General features: G+C 47.8%; 17 protein-coding genes. 4 read left to right on the forward strand and 13 right to left on the reverse strand.

The window, feature by feature from the left end:
* The first annotated feature begins 8 nt into the window (after positions 1-8).
* Positions 9-791: an exodeoxyribonuclease III gene (locus QUE62_RS08860; protein ID WP_286261604.1), complete on the forward strand. Its 783-nt coding sequence runs from the start codon at positions 9-11 to the stop codon at positions 789-791.
* On the opposite strand, the gene QUE62_RS08865 is transcribed toward QUE62_RS08860, so the two are convergent.
* The 13 genes from QUE62_RS08865 to gatC all read right to left on the reverse strand — a co-directional run bounded on the left by QUE62_RS08865 (position 763) and on the right by gatC (position 13,247).
* Positions 763-2,088 carry an AmpG family muropeptide MFS transporter gene (locus QUE62_RS08865; RefSeq protein WP_286223673.1) on the reverse strand — a complete coding sequence of 442 codons (1,326 nt, stop codon included), beginning with the start codon at positions 2,086-2,088 and terminating at the stop codon, positions 763-765. The two genes, QUE62_RS08860 and QUE62_RS08865, sit on opposite strands and share 29 nt — an antisense overlap.
* On the reverse strand, positions 2,075-2,662 hold the full coding sequence (gene metW, locus QUE62_RS08870; RefSeq protein WP_286223674.1) for a methionine biosynthesis protein MetW: 588 nt from the start codon (positions 2,660-2,662) through the stop codon (positions 2,075-2,077). The genes QUE62_RS08865 and metW overlap by 14 nt, the downstream gene beginning before the upstream one ends.
* Positions 2,653-3,795: a homoserine O-succinyltransferase MetX gene (metX, locus tag QUE62_RS08875; protein WP_286226779.1), complete on the reverse strand. Its 1,143-nt coding sequence runs from the start codon at positions 3,793-3,795 to the stop codon at positions 2,653-2,655. Before metX ends, metW begins: the two co-directional genes overlap by 10 nt.
* On the reverse strand, positions 3,792-4,445 hold the full coding sequence (slmA, locus tag QUE62_RS08880; RefSeq protein ID WP_286223676.1) for a nucleoid occlusion factor SlmA: 654 nt from the start codon (positions 4,443-4,445) through the stop codon (positions 3,792-3,794). Before slmA ends, metX begins: the two co-directional genes overlap by 4 nt.
* A 10-nt stretch (positions 4,446-4,455) precedes the next feature.
* Complete coding sequence (gene argB / locus QUE62_RS08885; protein ID WP_108509220.1) at positions 4,456-5,361, reverse strand: acetylglutamate kinase; 906 nt, start codon at positions 5,359-5,361, stop codon at positions 4,456-4,458.
* A 14-nt stretch (positions 5,362-5,375) separates the two neighbouring features.
* Entirely contained in the window at positions 5,376-5,861 is a 486-nt protein-coding gene (gene dksA, locus QUE62_RS08890) for an RNA polymerase-binding protein DksA (RefSeq protein WP_286223677.1), read from the reverse strand.
* Positions 5,862-6,045: 184 nt separating this feature from the next.
* Positions 6,046-7,098 (reverse strand): CobW family GTP-binding protein, encoded by a 1,053-nt coding sequence (locus QUE62_RS08895; protein ID WP_286223678.1) that lies wholly within the window; start codon positions 7,096-7,098, stop codon positions 6,046-6,048.
* Positions 7,099-7,144: 46 nt separating this feature from the next.
* On the reverse strand, positions 7,145-8,353 hold the full coding sequence (locus tag QUE62_RS08900) for a class I SAM-dependent rRNA methyltransferase (protein WP_286261606.1): 1,209 nt from the start codon (positions 8,351-8,353) through the stop codon (positions 7,145-7,147).
* Positions 8,350-9,306, reverse strand: coding sequence for a tyrosine recombinase XerC (xerC, locus tag QUE62_RS08905; RefSeq protein ID WP_286261608.1), 957 nt, complete (start codon positions 9,304-9,306; stop codon positions 8,350-8,352). The genes QUE62_RS08900 and xerC overlap by 4 nt, the downstream gene beginning before the upstream one ends.
* Before the next feature lie 21 nt (positions 9,307-9,327).
* The gene (locus QUE62_RS08910; protein ID WP_286261610.1) at positions 9,328-9,966 is read right to left on the reverse strand and encodes a DUF484 family protein; all 639 of its coding nucleotides are present in this window, start codon (positions 9,964-9,966) and stop codon (positions 9,328-9,330) included.
* Positions 9,967-9,973: 7 nt separating this feature from the next.
* Positions 9,974-11,449 (reverse strand): Asp-tRNA(Asn)/Glu-tRNA(Gln) amidotransferase subunit GatB, encoded by a 1,476-nt coding sequence (gene gatB, locus QUE62_RS08915; protein WP_286261611.1) that lies wholly within the window; start codon positions 11,447-11,449, stop codon positions 9,974-9,976.
* Positions 11,446-12,957, reverse strand: a complete 1,512-nt coding sequence (gene gatA, locus QUE62_RS08920) for an Asp-tRNA(Asn)/Glu-tRNA(Gln) amidotransferase subunit GatA (protein WP_286261613.1) — start codon at positions 12,955-12,957, stop codon at positions 11,446-11,448. The genes gatB and gatA overlap by 4 nt, the downstream gene beginning before the upstream one ends.
* Positions 12,954-13,247, reverse strand: a complete 294-nt coding sequence (gene gatC, locus QUE62_RS08925) for an Asp-tRNA(Asn)/Glu-tRNA(Gln) amidotransferase subunit GatC (protein WP_286223684.1) — start codon at positions 13,245-13,247, stop codon at positions 12,954-12,956. The genes gatA and gatC overlap by 4 nt, the downstream gene beginning before the upstream one ends.
* A gap of 62 nt (positions 13,248-13,309) precedes the next feature.
* Between gatC and QUE62_RS08930 the strand changes: the two genes are divergently transcribed.
* The 3 genes from QUE62_RS08930 to mreD are packed head-to-tail and all read left to right on the forward strand — an operon-like array spanning position 13,310 to position 15,812.
* The gene (locus tag QUE62_RS08930) at positions 13,310-14,353 is read left to right on the forward strand and encodes a rod shape-determining protein (RefSeq protein ID WP_286261615.1); all 1,044 of its coding nucleotides are present in this window, start codon (positions 13,310-13,312) and stop codon (positions 14,351-14,353) included.
* Positions 14,354-14,376: 23 nt separating this feature from the next.
* A complete protein-coding gene (gene mreC / locus QUE62_RS08935) occupies positions 14,377-15,291 on the forward strand; it encodes a rod shape-determining protein MreC (RefSeq protein WP_286223685.1) in 915 nt (304 codons plus the stop codon).
* On the forward strand, positions 15,288-15,812 hold the full coding sequence (mreD, locus tag QUE62_RS08940) for a rod shape-determining protein MreD (RefSeq protein WP_286261617.1): 525 nt from the start codon (positions 15,288-15,290) through the stop codon (positions 15,810-15,812). The genes mreC and mreD overlap by 4 nt, the downstream gene beginning before the upstream one ends.
* Positions 15,813-15,816: the final 4 nt, after the last annotated feature.

Here is a 15,816-nt window from a genome sequence, read left to right on the forward strand (position 1 = left end):
AGGCCTGTATGTTACGCATCATTTCTGCCAATCTCAATGGTATTCGCTCAGCAGCCAAAAAAGGCTTTATGGAGTGGATGCAGGATCAGCGTGCTGATTTTATCTGTGTCCAAGAACTCAAGGCTCAAGAAGCTGACCTAGAAAGCACAATCCTCTCACCCGATGGACTAAATACCTATTTCCATTACGCCGAGAAAAAAGGGTATAGTGGCGCCGGGATCTTCACCCCTCATCCCATCGATGACTTACAAATTGGTTTTGGTAACCCTGAATTTGATGCCGAAGGGCGCTATGTCGAGATCTCGATAGGCTCCCTGTCAGTGGTCTCGGTCTACATGCCTTCTGGCTCAAGTTCTCCTGAACGACAAGAGGCTAAATTTCGTTTTCTAGATGCGTTTTTACCCCACCTCATCAAACTTCGAAACAAAGGGCGGCAAATTGTTTTGTGCGGGGATGTCAACATTGCGCATCAAGAGATTGATCTTAAAAACTGGAAAGGTAATTTAAAAAATTCTGGGTTCTTACCGGAAGAGCGCGCTTGGCTAACCAGACTGTTTACCGAAGAAGGCTATATGGACGTCTATCGACATCTCGAGCCTCATGCGAGTGACACTTGTTATACCTGGTGGAGTCAGCGCGGCCAAGCGTATACCAATAATGTTGGATGGCGCATTGATTATCAAATCGCCACACCAGAGTTTGGCAAATCCGCTAAGAAGGCGAGTGTTTATAAAAAACAGCGCTTCTCAGACCATGCGCCGCTTACGATTGAATATGACTGGAAACTTTAGCCTGCATCCGAATCGCGATTCCAATCAAGATGAGTACTGGGATACCAATCAATGCGGTTGAAATAAAAAAGCTCTCATAGCCAAAGCGATCGACATACACCCCAGAAAATCCTGCCAGCCATTTTGGCAGCAACAGCATCATCGAACTAAATAATGCGTATTGCGTTGCTGAATATTGCACATTGGTTAATGAAGAAAGGTAGGCGATAAACGCAGCTGACGCAATGCCGGAGCTCAGATTATCGGCTGAGATCACCCAAACTAAACCGGTCAGATCATGGCCTCGCGTACTGAGCCATGCAAAAAGAAAATTGCTGGCCGCCGAGAGAATGGCTCCTAAAAACAGAATGCGCATCACTCCAAAACGCAGCGCCAGAACCCCACCAATAAATGCGCCCAATAGGGTCATGATGACCCCAAATACTTTAGTGACTGCCGCCACCTCATCCTTGGTATAGCCCATATCCACATAAAACGGGTTCGCCATAATCCCCATCACAACATCACTGATGCGGTAGACCGCAATCAGTGCCAGAATCAAAAGAGCATGCCAGCGGTAGCGGCCAATAAAATCTGCAAATGGCTGAATCAGGGTTTGGTGCAACCACTCGCCTGTGGTACGCGCTTTGGGTAGCTGAACCATTTGGGGCTCAGGGCTTAGTAAAGTGGTGATCACACCAACGCCCATCGACAATGCCATTACCAAATACGCAAATTGCCAAGCGTTGGCAAAGTAGAGGCTGGTGCTTTCTTCAGCACGGGCCGCCAGCCACAATGCTCCAGCTCCTGCCCAAATCATGGCTAAGCGATAGCCCGTTTGATAACTCGCTGCTAAAGCAGCCTGGTACTCTGGCTTGGCCGACTCGATCCGAAAGGCATCCAGTGCAATATCTTGTGTGGCTGAAGCAAAGGCAACCAACAATGCAAACCAAATAATGATCTGTAAATCTTGTTTAGGATCGTTCATGGCCATACCGACTAGACCAATCATGATGAGCGCTTGAGCGAATAGCAACCAACTGCGCCGACGCCCTAAGTATTTTGTAACCCCAGGAATTGGTACCCGGTCCACTAAGGGAGCCCAGAGCCATTTACCAGCATAGAACAGACCCACCCACGATAAATAGCCAATGGTGCTGCGATCAATGCCAAGCTCCCTTAAACGAAAACTTAAGGTGCCCAATACTAAGAGAAGTGGAAGACCGGCCGAGAATCCTAAAAAGAAAATACGAATACTAGGCCACTCAAAATAGACCCGTAAATCACTGAACCACGAGCGAATGCTATTTGGCTCCACGCACGCGGTAGATTGCTAAGCTACCAAATAAATTAGGTAACCAGTGGACTGTCTTGCCATGATGCAAAACAACCCGCCCCAAAATCTCAATTCCTAATTTGTGTGCCAAGGCTTCAAAATCAGCAATGGTCAGAACTCGTACATTGGGGGTATTGAACCACTCATAGGGCAAGGATTTCGAAACAGGCATGCGACCAAGCGCGACTGCATAGCGGTGTGACCAGTGTCCAAAGTTTGGGAAAGATACAACGCATTGCTTTCCAACCCGCACCACCTCACGCAAGATTCGCTCGGTTTGATGGATCGTCTGTAGAGTTTGAGACAGCACAACAGTATCAAAGCTTTGATCCTTGAAAAGCGCTAAACCACCTTCTAAATCCTGCTGGATTACGTTTAAGCCCTTTTCCACACACGCCAATACCGCGCTATCTTTAATTTCAACACCATAAGTAATCGCTTGACGCTTTGTACGAATGAACTCGAGGAACGATCCATCACCACAACCCAAGTCTAGTAAAGAGCTGTTCGTTTCAACCCAATTAGCGATCGCATCAAAATCAGATCTTAATTGCATTGCGCCCCCGCCATCGTCGCAAAATAGGCTCGCACTAGGCGATGGTAGCGCTCATCATTAAGTAAGAATGCATCATGTCCATGCGGTGCATCAATTTCAGCATAGCTCACATCTGCTTTGTTGTTGAGTAGAGCTTGCACGATTTCGCGACTACGATCAGGTGAAAACCGCCAGTCCGTTGAAAAACTGATGACTAAAAATTTAGCTTGAGCATGCGCTAGGGCTTGACTCAAGTCCCCCTGATGACGTTTTGCTGGATCAAAATAGTCTAGCGCACGCGTAATTAGCAAATACGTATTGGCATCAAAATATCCCGAGAACTTATCGCCCTGATGCCGCAAATAACTCTCAACGGCAAACTCCACATCAAAACTAAAACGATATTCGTCTGGCGCGCCAGCTAAGCGCTGCAAATCACGCCCAAACTTTTCAGCCATATCATCGTCTGATAGATAAGTAATATGTCCCACCATCCGCGCTAAGCGCAAGCCTCGCTTGGGAACGACGCCATGCTTGTAATAATCGCCGCCATAAAAATCAGGGTCTGACAAAATTGCATTGCGCGCAACCTCATTAAATGCGATATTTTGTGCACTAAGCTTTGGCGTCGAGGCAATAACCACACAATGGGCAACACGCTCTGGATATTGGATCGCCCATGACATGGCCTGCATACCACCTAAACTGCCCCCCATAACCGCCGCAAACTTCTCAATCCCCATCTGATCGGCTAAACGTGCTTGTGCGTTAACCCAATCCTCAACGGTGAGCACTGGAAAGCGAGCCCCATAGGGTTCATTGGTTTGTGGGTTAATGCTCATCGGGCCCGTTGAGCCAAAACATGAGCCTAGATTATTTACCCCAATCACAAAAAAGTGATTGGTATCGACTGGCTTGCCAGGTCCAACCATGTTGTCCCACCAACCCAACTCATTGGCACTGTCTGGATCAATGCCTGCAACGTGATGCGATGCATTGAGCGCATGGCAAATTAGAACCGCATTGCTTGCATTTACATTCAGCCGTCCATAAGTCTCAACGACTAAATCGTATTGACCAATGCTAGCCCCGCTTTGCAACCTCAGCGGTGCATCAAAATGATAGGTTTTCTTTGAAAGATACAACTCACTCATGCAGTCAGCAGAATTCGTAGGCTTGGCTCAATTCCTTCGCTGGGTAACTTCTTAAAACCACTTCGAGCAAAGCGATGCCAGCGACCAACCACATAACTCATCAGAAGCGCAGACTGCAAGCCAGCCGTATCGGTAACAGCTCCATCCTGATGTTGACTCTGTGCAATCCGCAATGATTGCTTTAAGGATGTTTCGACGCGATCCAAAACTTGATTGATACGCTCTTGTAGCCGCTCGTCTTCCTGCAGCAATGCGTCGCCCAATAAAACGCGCACCATACCAGGATTTTTCTCAGCAAAAACCAAGAGCATTTGCACCATCCCCTTCACTTGTGCAATGCCCAATTCCTCTTTTTGATTGATCTGATTAATCAGTCCAAAAATGGTTTGCTCGATAAATGCTATTAATCCCTCAAACATTTGCGCCTTACTAGCAAAATGTCGATAGAGAGCAGCCTCTGAAACACCAATCTTGGCAGCCAAAGCGGCTGTGGTGACGCGATCCCCACTTGGGTTTTGCAACATCTCGGCCAAAATTTGCAGAATTTGTAAACGACGCTCGCCCGGGCGTGGGCGCTTACGCGTCTTGGTATCGCCCCCGCTAACCTCAGAAGCTGATTCTTGATGAAGGGGGCTACCGCTACTGTTCATGATTTATTTTTTATCTAGAACGTATCATGGTACCAAAAGCTTGTTCGGTCAGAATTTCTAAGAGTAGAGAGTGCTCAATACGCCCATCAATAATATGAACCGAGTTGACGCCGCTCTTGGCGGCATCTAACGCAGATGAAATTTTGGGTAGCATGCCCCCTGAAATCGTACCGTCTGCAAAGAGCGCATCGATCTCGCGCGCACTTAAATCGGTCAAGAGCTTACCTGATTTATCCATGACGCCCGGTATGTTGGTCATCATCACCAATTTCTCAGCTTTGAGGATTTCAGCCATTTTGCCCGCAACTAGGTCCGCGTTGATGTTGTAGGCCTGACCCTCTTCACTAAAGCCAATCGGTGAAATTACGGGAATAAAGGCGTCATCTTGTAAGGCTTTCACCACGGCCGGATTAATCGATTCGATTTCACCGACAAAGCCGAGATCGATTGGGGCACCAGAGGGGGTTTGCTCATTAGGCACCATCATTTTCTTGGCATGAATCAAACCGCCATCTTTGCCAGTTAGACCAACCGCTTGACCGCCAAAATGATTAATTAACATCACGATGTCCTGCTGCACTTCGCCGCCCAACACCCACTCAACCACTTCCATGGTCTCCTCATCCGTAACCCGCATTCCCTGAATAAAGGTGCCGGTCTTACCAATTTTCTTGAGGGCCTCATCAATTTGAGGGCCGCCACCATGAACGACAACAGGGTTCATACCAACTAGTTTTAGCAAAATCACATCGCGCGCAAAACTCTCTTTGAGACGCTCTTCAACCATGGCGTTGCCGCCGTACTTAATCACAATGGTTTTGCCATGGTATTGCCGAATATAAGGCAAGGCCTCGGCCAGAATCTCGGCCTTCAATAATGGGGGGATGTCAGCGAGTGTTGGTACTGCTTTAGTCATGATGAATAGAAATCCTATTCACCAAATAACTTTTGGCGCAGCTCACGACGCTCTTGAGCCTCGAGTGAGAGATTAGCGGTTGGACGGGCAATTAGGCGCGATAAGCCAATCGCCTCACCGGTTTCTTCGCACCATCCATAGTCACCCGACTCAATCCTTGCCAACGCTTGCTCAACTTTCTTTAAGAGCTTACGCTCACGATCCCGGGTTCGAAGCTCTAACGCGTGCTCCTCTTCAATCGTCGCCCGATCAGCAGGATCGGGGACCAGTATGTTTTCACGTAAGTGCTCGGTTGTTTCGCTCGCGTGCTTCAAAATATCCTCTTTGAGCGTCTGCAATTTGGAGCGAAAGAACTCCAACTGAGCGGCATTCATATAGTCCTTTTCAGACATTTTTAGTAATTCAGCCTCAGTTAGGGGGGCGCCCTTAGCGGACGATCCAGAAGCTTTCTTGCTGGACTCAGCAGACTTCGCTTTGGTACTCGCTTCTTTTGTCGTCATCGTTTTTCCTTCGTTCCAAATAATCAACACCTTAAACCCTAGAGCAAAATCGCCAATCAGGGTTACTACTAAAAGTTACTTAATTGCACTTTCAAGGGTGCATTATTACGCTTTCTATAAAAGTTTCAATGGCTTTTTAAATGCAACCGTGGCGGCGCATTGTACAGTAATTCAATTAATTCAATTAGTTAGCCAAGCAGCCTTCTAATCCGGCCAGCAAAGTATCTTTTGGTAGATCAATCCCAATAAATACCATCCGAGTTTGTTTGGGCTCCGCCCCCCATGGGCCAGCCAAATCACTACCCATCATTTCATGAACGCCCTGAAGAACCACTTTGCGGGCCGAGCCCTTCACATACAAGACGCCTTTGTAGCGCAACATCTTCTCCCCAAACACAGACAAGACCCCTCCTAAGAAGTCCTCTAACTTGCGGTGATCAAAGGGTTTGTCGCTCTTAAAAACAAATGATTGAATCCGATCGGTATGACCATGGTGATTGTGATGATTGTGGCCATGGTCATGGTGATGCTCATGATCATGGTGGTGATCATGACCGCACTCGCTATGGTCGTGATCATCCTCTTCCAAAAAATGGGGGTCAATATCAAGCTTCGCGTTTAAATTAAATCCCCGCAAATCCAAGACGGAATCGAGCGGCACAACACCCTTTGTAATTGTTTGGATAGGTGCTCTCGGGTTCATATGCATCAACCGATTTTTTAGAGCCGCAATTTCTTCTGGGCCTGCAAGGTCTGTTTTAGTAATAAAGATGCGATCGGCAAAGCCAACTTGGCGCTGCACTTCCTCGTGCTCGTTGAGTTGTTTCTGTCCGTGCTTAGCATCGACCAGCGTAACAACGGCATCTAACACGTAATGATTCGCAATGTCATCATCAATAAAAAACGTTTGCGCAACCGGACCAGGATTTGCCACACCAGTCGTTTCAATGACAACCTGGTCAAACTGAATTTTTTTACTCTTGCGCTGCTCCCATAGCTGATTTAATGCTTCAACCAAATCGCCGCGAATTGAACAACAGACACAGCCATTGCTCATTTGCACAATTTGCTCTTGCGTATCTTGAACCAAAATATCGTTATCGATATTCTCTTCACCAAACTCGTTTTCAATCACCGCAATTTTCTTGCCATGCTCACCGGTCAAAATATGCTTTAACAAAGTGGTCTTGCCGCTGCCTAAAAATCCCGTGAGAATCGTTACTGGTATTAATGCCATCGTGATGTCATTTCTAAAAAGAATGGATAAAGAGCTATCTTACCGATTATTGGGTACGCTGGAGCAGCAATCCCTTGAGATACTCCCCTTCCGGAAAACTAGCCAGAACCGGGTGATCCAATCCCGCCGCCAAACGCCGCATGACCCGGTAGCTTGTTCCATGATCTTGCATATGTGCCATGGCCTCATTCACGGATGAGGTGATCATTTGCTCAAAATGCTGGGGGCTAACAGCGCCCGAGCAGGAAAATGTGAATAGCAGACCGCCCGGGTTGAGCAATTGCAAGGCGGCACGATTAATCTCTTTATAAGCTTTTAGGGCACGCTCGAGATGCTGAGCCGATGGGGCAAACTTTGGGGGATCCAAGACGATTAAGTCAAATTTTTCTTGGGCGCTTCGTAATTCTCGAAGGGTAGAAAAGGCATCGGCATCATGCCAAGTGGCCAATTCCGGAGAATAGCCATTCATTGCCATTTGACGCTGCGCCAACGCTAGGGCATCCCCCGATGAATCAACCGACATAACGCTCTTTGCCCCTCCTTGCAAAGCCGCCAAAGAGAAGCCGCCGGTGTAGCAAAACATATTGAGCACCCGGCGATTGCTTGCGAGCCCAGACACCAGCTTGCGGTTATCTCGCTGATCAATATAAAAACCGGTCTTATGACCTTCTAGCACATCGATTCCATACTGAACCCCATGCTCATTGACCAAAATGAGCTCTCCATCATGCTCGCCAGACAAAATACCACTCTGCTCAGCTAATCCCTCTCGGGCTCGCACTGCAGCATCCGATCGCTCGACCATCAAAGAGCACTGGGTTTGCTCTTGTAAGGCGCTGATGATGGCATCTCGCCAATATTCCACACCTGCACTTAGAAATTGACAAACAATTACGCAGTCATATTGGTCAACAATCAGACCAGGCAATCCATCGGCCTCGCCAGCAATTAATCGAATTGCATTTGTGCCTTTTATCCATTGCTGCCGATGCTGTATTGCGGTACTAATTTTGCGCTTGAAGAAGGCATGATCGATGGCTTCGGTTTCATTCCATGACCAAACGCGCACACGGATCTTCGAGAGCGGACTGTAGGCTCCCTTAGCAATCCAACGACCATCTTGACTAAGGATCTGAACTGTTGCGCCCGCTTTTGGCTTTCCATCAACCCGCTTGATTGCAGTGCCATAGACCCAAGGGTGCCTGCGCACAATGGGCCGCTCTTTTCCGGCCTCAAGGATGATGTTGTAGTTCACGCTTTATTACTCTTCACTTTGGCGCGGGGGTGAGCATTGTCATAGGCTTTTGCTAGATGCTGAAAATCCAACGCAGTATAAATTTGCGTACTGGCAATACTGGCATGGCCTAACATTTCTTGTACGGCTCGCAAGTCATGGGACGATTGCAGAACATGGCTGGCAAAGCTGTGGCGCATCATGTGTGGGTGCACATGAGTCGGCAAACCGGCACGAATAGCCATTGATCGCAAACGGGCCTGAACGGTTCGTGGCGCAAGACGCTTACCCTGAATGGATACAAATAAAGCCTGCTCATGCTGCAGCGTTAATAATGCGCGTTGCGATTTCCAACGCTGCAATGCTGCCATGGCGGGCTTTCCAACTGGAATGGTTCTGCGCTTATTGCCCTTACCAAGAACCGAAACCTCACTTGTAGTCCAATCAATCCAACCCAAAGAATCTCGACTGGGCTCACTATCTAAGCCTAGGAGCTCTGAGAGGCGCAAGCCTGATGAGTACAAAAGTTCGATCAAAGCATGATCACGACTCAGTTCCCAATTGTCGTTTTCAGCCGCCTCCTTGGCAGCAAACTCAATGAGGGCTAGTGCTTGTTCTACCGATAATGCCTTTGGCAGTAACTTACTGCGTTTGGGAGCCTTGATATCAGCAACCGGATTTGATCCTAGTTCGAGCTGACCTTTACATTCCAACAGGAGCCAGTCATAAAAACCGCGCCATGCTGATAAAACCCGAGCAATCGATCGCGCAGACAATCCCTTCGCATGAAGGGTTGCAGTCCAACGACGAATGAGCGCATGATTTATTTGATCGATCGCACACTTCTCGGCTTGCGCACTCTCGCAGAGAATTTTTAAATCGGCGCGATACGCTTTAATCGTATGAACTGATAATTGCCGCACAACATGCAAGTTATTTAGGTAAGCCTCGATCTTTGCCGAGAGAGTGTCCACAATCGTTTACTTATCTTGAGCTTAACCGGCAACCCGCCGCAACGCTGCTGCAGCCAAACCAGCAATTTGTCTTAAATAAAACACGCCCATATCCTCTGTAAAACGTTCACCGTCTTTACTAAGAAGGGCTAAGCCAGCAAAGCGATTTTGCTCCAATGGTATTGCTAATATCGCAACGCTCTGCCAATCATCATCGGCCTGTAAATGGGCTAGCTTTTCTTTAAATACATCTGGGCATTTCACGAAGGACTGGCAAATGGGGCGTTCTAGCAATGCCTCAAACGCAGAATCGATTGGCAATACTTTACAAACCTCGACCTCAAAGACAGAGGAAAGGCCACTTTCAATTGCGCTATTTACTTGCTGGCTATCTTGCGCTTCAATCAGCTTTTGTAACCAAGCAACCATTGCTACTTGGGTCTTGTCATTGCGACTGCCAAAACGCAGCATTTCATTTAACCGGGAGTTGAGTTCTTGATTTTGTGAACGTAACAAATGCATTTGCCGCTCTTGCAAGGAGATGGCTCGATCGCTATTGGGATCTTTTAGGCGAACCTCTTGCAACACCTCAGCATGGCGCTCAAAAAAACCTGGGCAAGCTTTTAGCCATTGGGCCACTAAGGCTTCTTGTTCATCCTGACTAAGTTCTGGAGCACTCATTTCTTTCCTATCCACTTTGTAATTTCTTGCGCAGTAACTCATTGAGTTGCTGAGGGTTTGCTTTACCTTGCGAGGCTTTCATCACCTGCCCAATTAAGGCATTAAAGGCTTTCTCTTTGCCAGACTTAAACTCCTCAACGGATTTTGCATTGGCCTGCAATACCCCATCAATAAGCGCCTCAAGGGCGCCAATATCGGTAATTTGCTTTAATCCCCGTTGCTCAATGATTTCATCAATTGAGATAGCCGGTTTATTGGCAAGCGCATCTTCCCAAATGAAGATGAATATCTCTTTTGCAATCTTGTTGGAAATCGTTCCGTCTAAAGAACGATTAAGTAGCGCCTCGATCTGAGCAATATCAATTGGTAATTCATGAACAGATAAATTCGAGCGATTTAACGCCGAGGCCAAATCACCTGCAATGAAGTTCGCAATGGTCTTTGCATGTTTTGCGCCTAAACGACGGACTAGCTCAATAAATAAATCGGCTGTGGCGCGATCCTGGCTGAGGATTTGACTATCGTAAGGGCTTAGTCCATATTCAGATTGCCACTGGGCGCGTAGCGTCGTTGGTAAAGCTGGCATACCAGCACGAATTTCTTCAATCCAATCCGAATGAATGACGAGCGGTAATAAATCAGGGTCAGGGAAATACCGATAATCTTGTGCATCTTCTTTACTGCGCATGCTGCGCGTTTCCTGAAGATCAGGGTCATATAAACGTGTCTCCTGAATGACCGTACCACCATCTTCAATCAATTCAATTTGGCGACGCACTTCATACTGAATGGCCTCCTCTAAGAATCGGAAGGAATTTAAATTCTTAATCTCGCAACGCGTCCCGAATTCACTCTGTCCCATGGGCCGCACCGATACATTGGCATCGCATCGAAACGAGCCTTCTTGCATATTGCCATCGCATACCCCTAACCACACCACTAAGGCATGAAGAGCTTTGGCATAAGCAACCGCCTCAGCAGCACTGCGCATTACGGGCTCAGTGACAATTTCTAAAAGAGGAGTGCCGGCTCTATTTAAATCAATCCCGCTAGCTGGTTCGCCATGAGGGCCAACAAAGTTCTCGTGAACGGATTTACCAGCATCTTCCTCTAAGTGGGCTCGCGTTAACTCAACCACCTTTGTCTGGCCATCGACAACGATTTCAATTTGTCCACCGACGACTACTGGTATCTCATATTGACTGATTTGATAGCCTTTAGGCAGATCAGGATAAAAATAATTTTTACGGGCAAAAATACTGCGCGGAGAAATCTGGGCACCAATCGCCAAGCCAAAGCGAATCGCGTGCTCAACTGCTTGACGATTAAGAACGGGTAATACTCCCGGTAACGCTAAATCAACTGCACATGCTTGCGTATTTGGCTGAGCCCCAAATTGCGTACTCGCCCCACTAAATATCTTGGAATGGGTTAACAGTTGCGTATGCGTTTCAAGTCCGATGACAATTTCCCACTTCATCATGCAATCCCTTCGGGTCTGCGCAAATGCCAATCGCTTGCTTGCTGATACTGGTGCGCAACTTGCAATAGTCGAGCCTCAGAGAAATAATTTCCAATCAATTGCATACCAATTGGCAATCCAGCGCTTGAGAATCCGCAGGGCGCACTCATCGCTGGCAAGCCCGCCAAATTCGCTGACAAAGTGTATATATCCTCAAGGTACATCTGTAAGGGATCTTTCGTCTTTTCACCCAGACCCCAAGCAACATCTGGAGCTACTGGCCCCAAAATCACATCACACTGAGTAAAGGCCTGTGCAAAATCTGCTGCGATGATGCGACGAATCTTCTGGGCTTGCAGATAGTAAGCGTCGTAATAACCGTGCGATAAGACATAACTACCAATTAAGATCCGTCGCTTCACTTCCGCACCAAAACCCTCACTACGGGAACGTTGATACATCTCTAATAAATCAGAGTACTCGCTCGCGCGATGACCATAACGCACCCCGTCGTAACGACTCAAGTTACTCGACGCTTCAGCGGGAGCTAAAACGTAATACACTGGGATTGATAGCTTAGTTTTAGGCAAACTCACTTCGCAAACAGCAGCGCCCAAAGACTGAAGCACCTCTTTAGCAGCTAGAACCGCTTGCGCTACATCGTGCGAAAGGCCTTCGGCAAAGAATTCTTTTGGCAAACCAATTCTTAGACCAGTTAAGGGTTTTTTAGAATCTTCGCCCGACCAAGCTTGATTGAGAAAACGCCCATAGTCTTCGCCGCTATCAGCAAGGGATGTTGAATCGCGCGGATCGTGCGTCGACATCGCGCTTAGTAATAGGGCGCAATCCTCGGCAGTTTTTCCAATTGGGCCCGCCTGATCCAATGAGGAGGCGTAAGCAATCATGCCGTATCGTGAAACACGTCCATAGGTTGGCTTGATGCCGGTCAGGCCACAAAAAGCAGCGGGCTGGCGGATCGATCCACCGGTATCGGTTCCCGTCGCAATCGGCGCCAAACCTGCGGCAACTGCGACCGCTGAGCCGCCTGAAGAACCACCAGCAACCCGCTGTGTATTCCAAGGATTAAGTGCCGGCCCAAATGCTGAGTTCTCATTGGAGGAACCCATTGCAAATTCATCCATATTGGTTTTGCCTAGGCACACCATTCCTGCAGCCTTTGGATTATCTGCGTCTGGCAAGCCCAAACTTGCCACCACGGCTGCATCAAAAGGGCTTTTATAGCCTGCCAACATTTTTGAGGCGGCAGTGGTGGCCCATTCTTTGGTAACAAAGACATCTTTATGGGCAATCGGGATTCCGGTTAAGGGGCCAATAACCCCTTGTGATATCAACTGATCAGCACGTCTGGCCTGCGCTCGCGTCTGATCTGGCAAAACATCAAGGTAGGCATTTAGATGCTGATATTTTGTCATCCGCCTCAGAAAAAATTCACATAACTCTAGGCTGGATATTTCCTTACTAATCAATGACTTAGATAAGCTTTTTAGGGTTTGGTGCTGCCAATTCATTCGATCACCCTCGGGACCAAAAAGTAACCCTCGGCTTGGGCGGGTGCGTTCGCCATATTCTGTTCCCGCGTATTTGCCTCGGTGCATGCGTCGGCCCTCAAAGGCTGAGCCAAATCTTCTATAAACAAAATGGGGTGGGGCAAAGGCTCAATCTGCTCAGTATTGACCGCTTGCATTTGTTCGACGAGAGCAAAAACGGCCTCTAATTGTGGCAGCACTGCCTCGGCTTCTGAGGCGCTTAACTCCAGGCGCGAGAGCTTCGCTATACGGTGAACTTCATTTATATCCATGGGGTGCTAGAGTATCATTTCATCTTTGAGCTAATTAATATTTCTATTTTCCCACTTACATTATGTTTGGTCTCTTTCGTAGCTATTTTTCCAATGACCTAGCCATTGATCTAGGTACCGCAAACACCTTAATTTACATGCGTGATAAGGGCATTGTGCTTGATGAGCCCTCGGTGGTTGCGATCCGCCAAGAGGGTGGCCCAAATGCCAAAAAAACCATTTTGGCGGTGGGTCGTGAAGCAAAAAGCATGTTGGGTCGAGTGCCTGGAAACATCGAAGCAATTCGCCCTATGAAAGATGGTGTGATTGCAGATTTCACCATTACCGAACAAATGCTCAAGCAATTTATCAAAATGGTTCACGAGAGCAAGCTATTAAAACCCAGCCCTCGAATCATTATTTGTGTGCCCTGCGGTTCAACACAGGTTGAGCGTCGTGCGATTCGTGAGTCAGCTTTAGGTGCAGGAGCTTCTCAAGTATTTCTGATTGAAGAGCCAATGGCAGCTGCCATTGGTGCAGGGCTGCCAGTTTCTGAAGCTGCGGGATCCATGGTGGTTGACATCGGTGGCGGAACCACCGAAGTGGGTGTGATGTCCTTAGGTGGCGTCGTTTACAAAGGTTCGGTTCGGGTTGGTGGAGATAAGTTCGATGAAGCAATTACGAATTACATCCGACGCAACTATGGGATGCTGATTGGCGAACAAACGGCTGAAGCAGTTAAAAAAGCAATCGGTTCAGCCTTCCCGGGTGCAGAAGTTAAAGAGCTAGAAATCAAAGGTCGCAATATCTCAGAAGGTATTCCCCGTAGCTTTACTGTGACCAGCAATGAGATCCTAGAAGCATTAACTGATCCACTCAATCAAATTGTGACAGCGGTAAAAGCAGCTCTTGAGCAAACTCCGCCTGAGCTAGCTGCCGATATTGCTGAACGCGGCGTTATGCTCACTGGCGGTGGTGCCTTGCTACGTGACCTCGATCGCCTTTTGATGGAAGAAACAGGCTTGCCAATCCATGTCGCAGAAGATCCTTTGACCTGTGTTGCTCGTGGTTGCGGCATTGCATTAGAGCGCATGGATAAATTAGGTGGAGTGTTCTCACAAGAATAAGCGGCTAAGCGCCGGAGCGGGCTGTGCAATATAGCGCCCCACCACTTTTCAAGCAAGGCATTCCAGCGCTTGCCAAATTAATTGCGTGCCTTGTAATTAGCCTGGCACTGATGATTATTGATTTTCAGATCAAATCGCTGGACTTTATTCGCAATCAAGTCAGCGTTGTTCTACGTCCATTGGAGCAGCTAATGCTCCTGCCTGGCTCGATGATTTCAGGAGGTAGTGACTATTTAACAAGTCGCAGCACGCTTGAAAAAGAAAATGAGGCTCTCAAGTTACGACAAGCAGAACTCTCCCTGCTAGCCAATCAATCCGCACTTCTGGCGATTGAAAATCAAAATCTTCGCAGCCTCTTAGATTTACAAAAAAAGGTGGCGTTCAAAACTGTCCCTGTGGAAATTTTATTTAATCCACCCAACCCCGTCTCACAACGCGTCGTGATCAATCGGGGTGAAAACCAAGGCCTTCGATTAGGCTCACCCATTGCCAATGACATGGGCATTCTCGGTCAAGTGGTTCGTCTGTATGACAATTCGGCCGAAGTATCTTTATTGGAAGATCGTGATTTTGCAGTCCCCGTTCTTGTCGCTCGCAATGGGCTTCGCGCTGCGGTGGTTGGAAGCGGACGTGGTCAATTATTGCAACTCCGTTACTTACCCGTAGCCAGCGATCTGGAAGTGGGCGACATTCTTTTAACGTCAGGGGTTGATGGGGTATATCCCCCAGGGTTTGCGGTGGCAGTAATTACCAAGATCGAGCGCAACCTTGATCAAAACTCAGCAAATGTCTTCTGTAGTCCGATTGCTGAGGTCAATCGTCACCTCCAAGCACTTGCCTTAATCTACGATCCGCAGTTAGACGCAAAGCCAGCGTCTAACAGTAATGCACCGTCATCGACCGGTCGACGACAAACGCGACCAAAGGGCCAGTTATGATTGATTATCAGAGCGGCTACATTCTTCGTCCAGTCAAGCCACCCTTCATTTACTTTAGCTTAGTCATCGCGCTGTTGCTGAATTTTTTACCGTGGGGCAATCATGCGTGGGTTCCAGACTGGCTCATTATTTGCATTGTATTTTGGAATATTCATCAGCATCGCTTTGTTGGCGTGATTACCGCATTTGTATTTGGATTGGTGATGGATATTCATAGCGGGGACTTGCTCGGGGTTCATGCCTTTAGTTACTCTCTGGTGGCATACATTGCAATTGCCTGGCATCACCGCATCACTGCTTTGCCTGTGACCACTCAAATCCTGAATGTATTTCCTATCTTTGCTTTAGTGTCTGTTTTTCCAGTCCTTGTGCTTTGGGCTCTAAATGAGCAAATCTATTGGTGGGGGCTTACAAGCCTTATCCAAGCGGCCATTGAGGCCTTGCTTTGGCCTCTCGCCAGCTATCTTTTACTCTTGCCGCAACGACGACCGATTGATGTCGACCCACATCGACCTCTATAAGCTG

The organism is Polynucleobacter sp. HIN9 (assembly GCF_030297635.1).
In the GTDB taxonomy this organism is placed as follows: Bacteria; Pseudomonadota; Gammaproteobacteria; order Burkholderiales; family Burkholderiaceae; genus Polynucleobacter.

Bases quoted from the DNA above. Each gene is read 5' to 3' on its own strand.
- QUE62_RS08860 (WP_286261604.1), top strand. From the start codon at position 9: ATGTTACGCATCATTTCTGCCAATCTCAATGGTATTCGCTCAGCAGCC.
- metW (WP_286223674.1), bottom strand. From the start codon at position 2,662: ATGCAATTAAGATCTGATTTTGATGCGATCGCTAATTGGGTTGAAACG.
- metX (WP_286226779.1), bottom strand. From the start codon at position 3,795: ATGAGTGAGTTGTATCTTTCAAAGAAAACCTATCATTTTGATGCACCG.
- slmA (WP_286223676.1), bottom strand. From the start codon at position 4,445: ATGAACAGTAGCGGTAGCCCCCTTCATCAAGAATCAGCTTCTGAGGTT.
- argB (WP_108509220.1), bottom strand. From the start codon at position 5,361: ATGACTAAAGCAGTACCAACACTCGCTGACATCCCCCCATTATTGAAG.
- dksA (WP_286223677.1), bottom strand. From the start codon at position 5,861: ATGACGACAAAAGAAGCGAGTACCAAAGCGAAGTCTGCTGAGTCCAGC.
- QUE62_RS08895 (WP_286223678.1), bottom strand. From the start codon at position 7,098: ATGGCATTAATACCAGTAACGATTCTCACGGGATTTTTAGGCAGCGGC.
- QUE62_RS08910 (WP_286261610.1), bottom strand. From the start codon at position 9,966: ATGAGTGCTCCAGAACTTAGTCAGGATGAACAAGAAGCCTTAGTGGCC.
- gatB (WP_286261611.1), bottom strand. From the start codon at position 11,449: ATGATGAAGTGGGAAATTGTCATCGGACTTGAAACGCATACGCAACTG.
- gatA (WP_286261613.1), bottom strand. From the start codon at position 12,957: ATGAATTGGCAGCACCAAACCCTAAAAAGCTTATCTAAGTCATTGATT.
- gatC (WP_286223684.1), bottom strand. From the start codon at position 13,247: ATGGATATAAATGAAGTTCACCGTATAGCGAAGCTCTCGCGCCTGGAG.
- QUE62_RS08930 (WP_286261615.1), top strand. From the start codon at position 13,310: ATGTTTGGTCTCTTTCGTAGCTATTTTTCCAATGACCTAGCCATTGAT.
- mreD (WP_286261617.1), top strand. From the start codon at position 15,288: ATGATTGATTATCAGAGCGGCTACATTCTTCGTCCAGTCAAGCCACCC.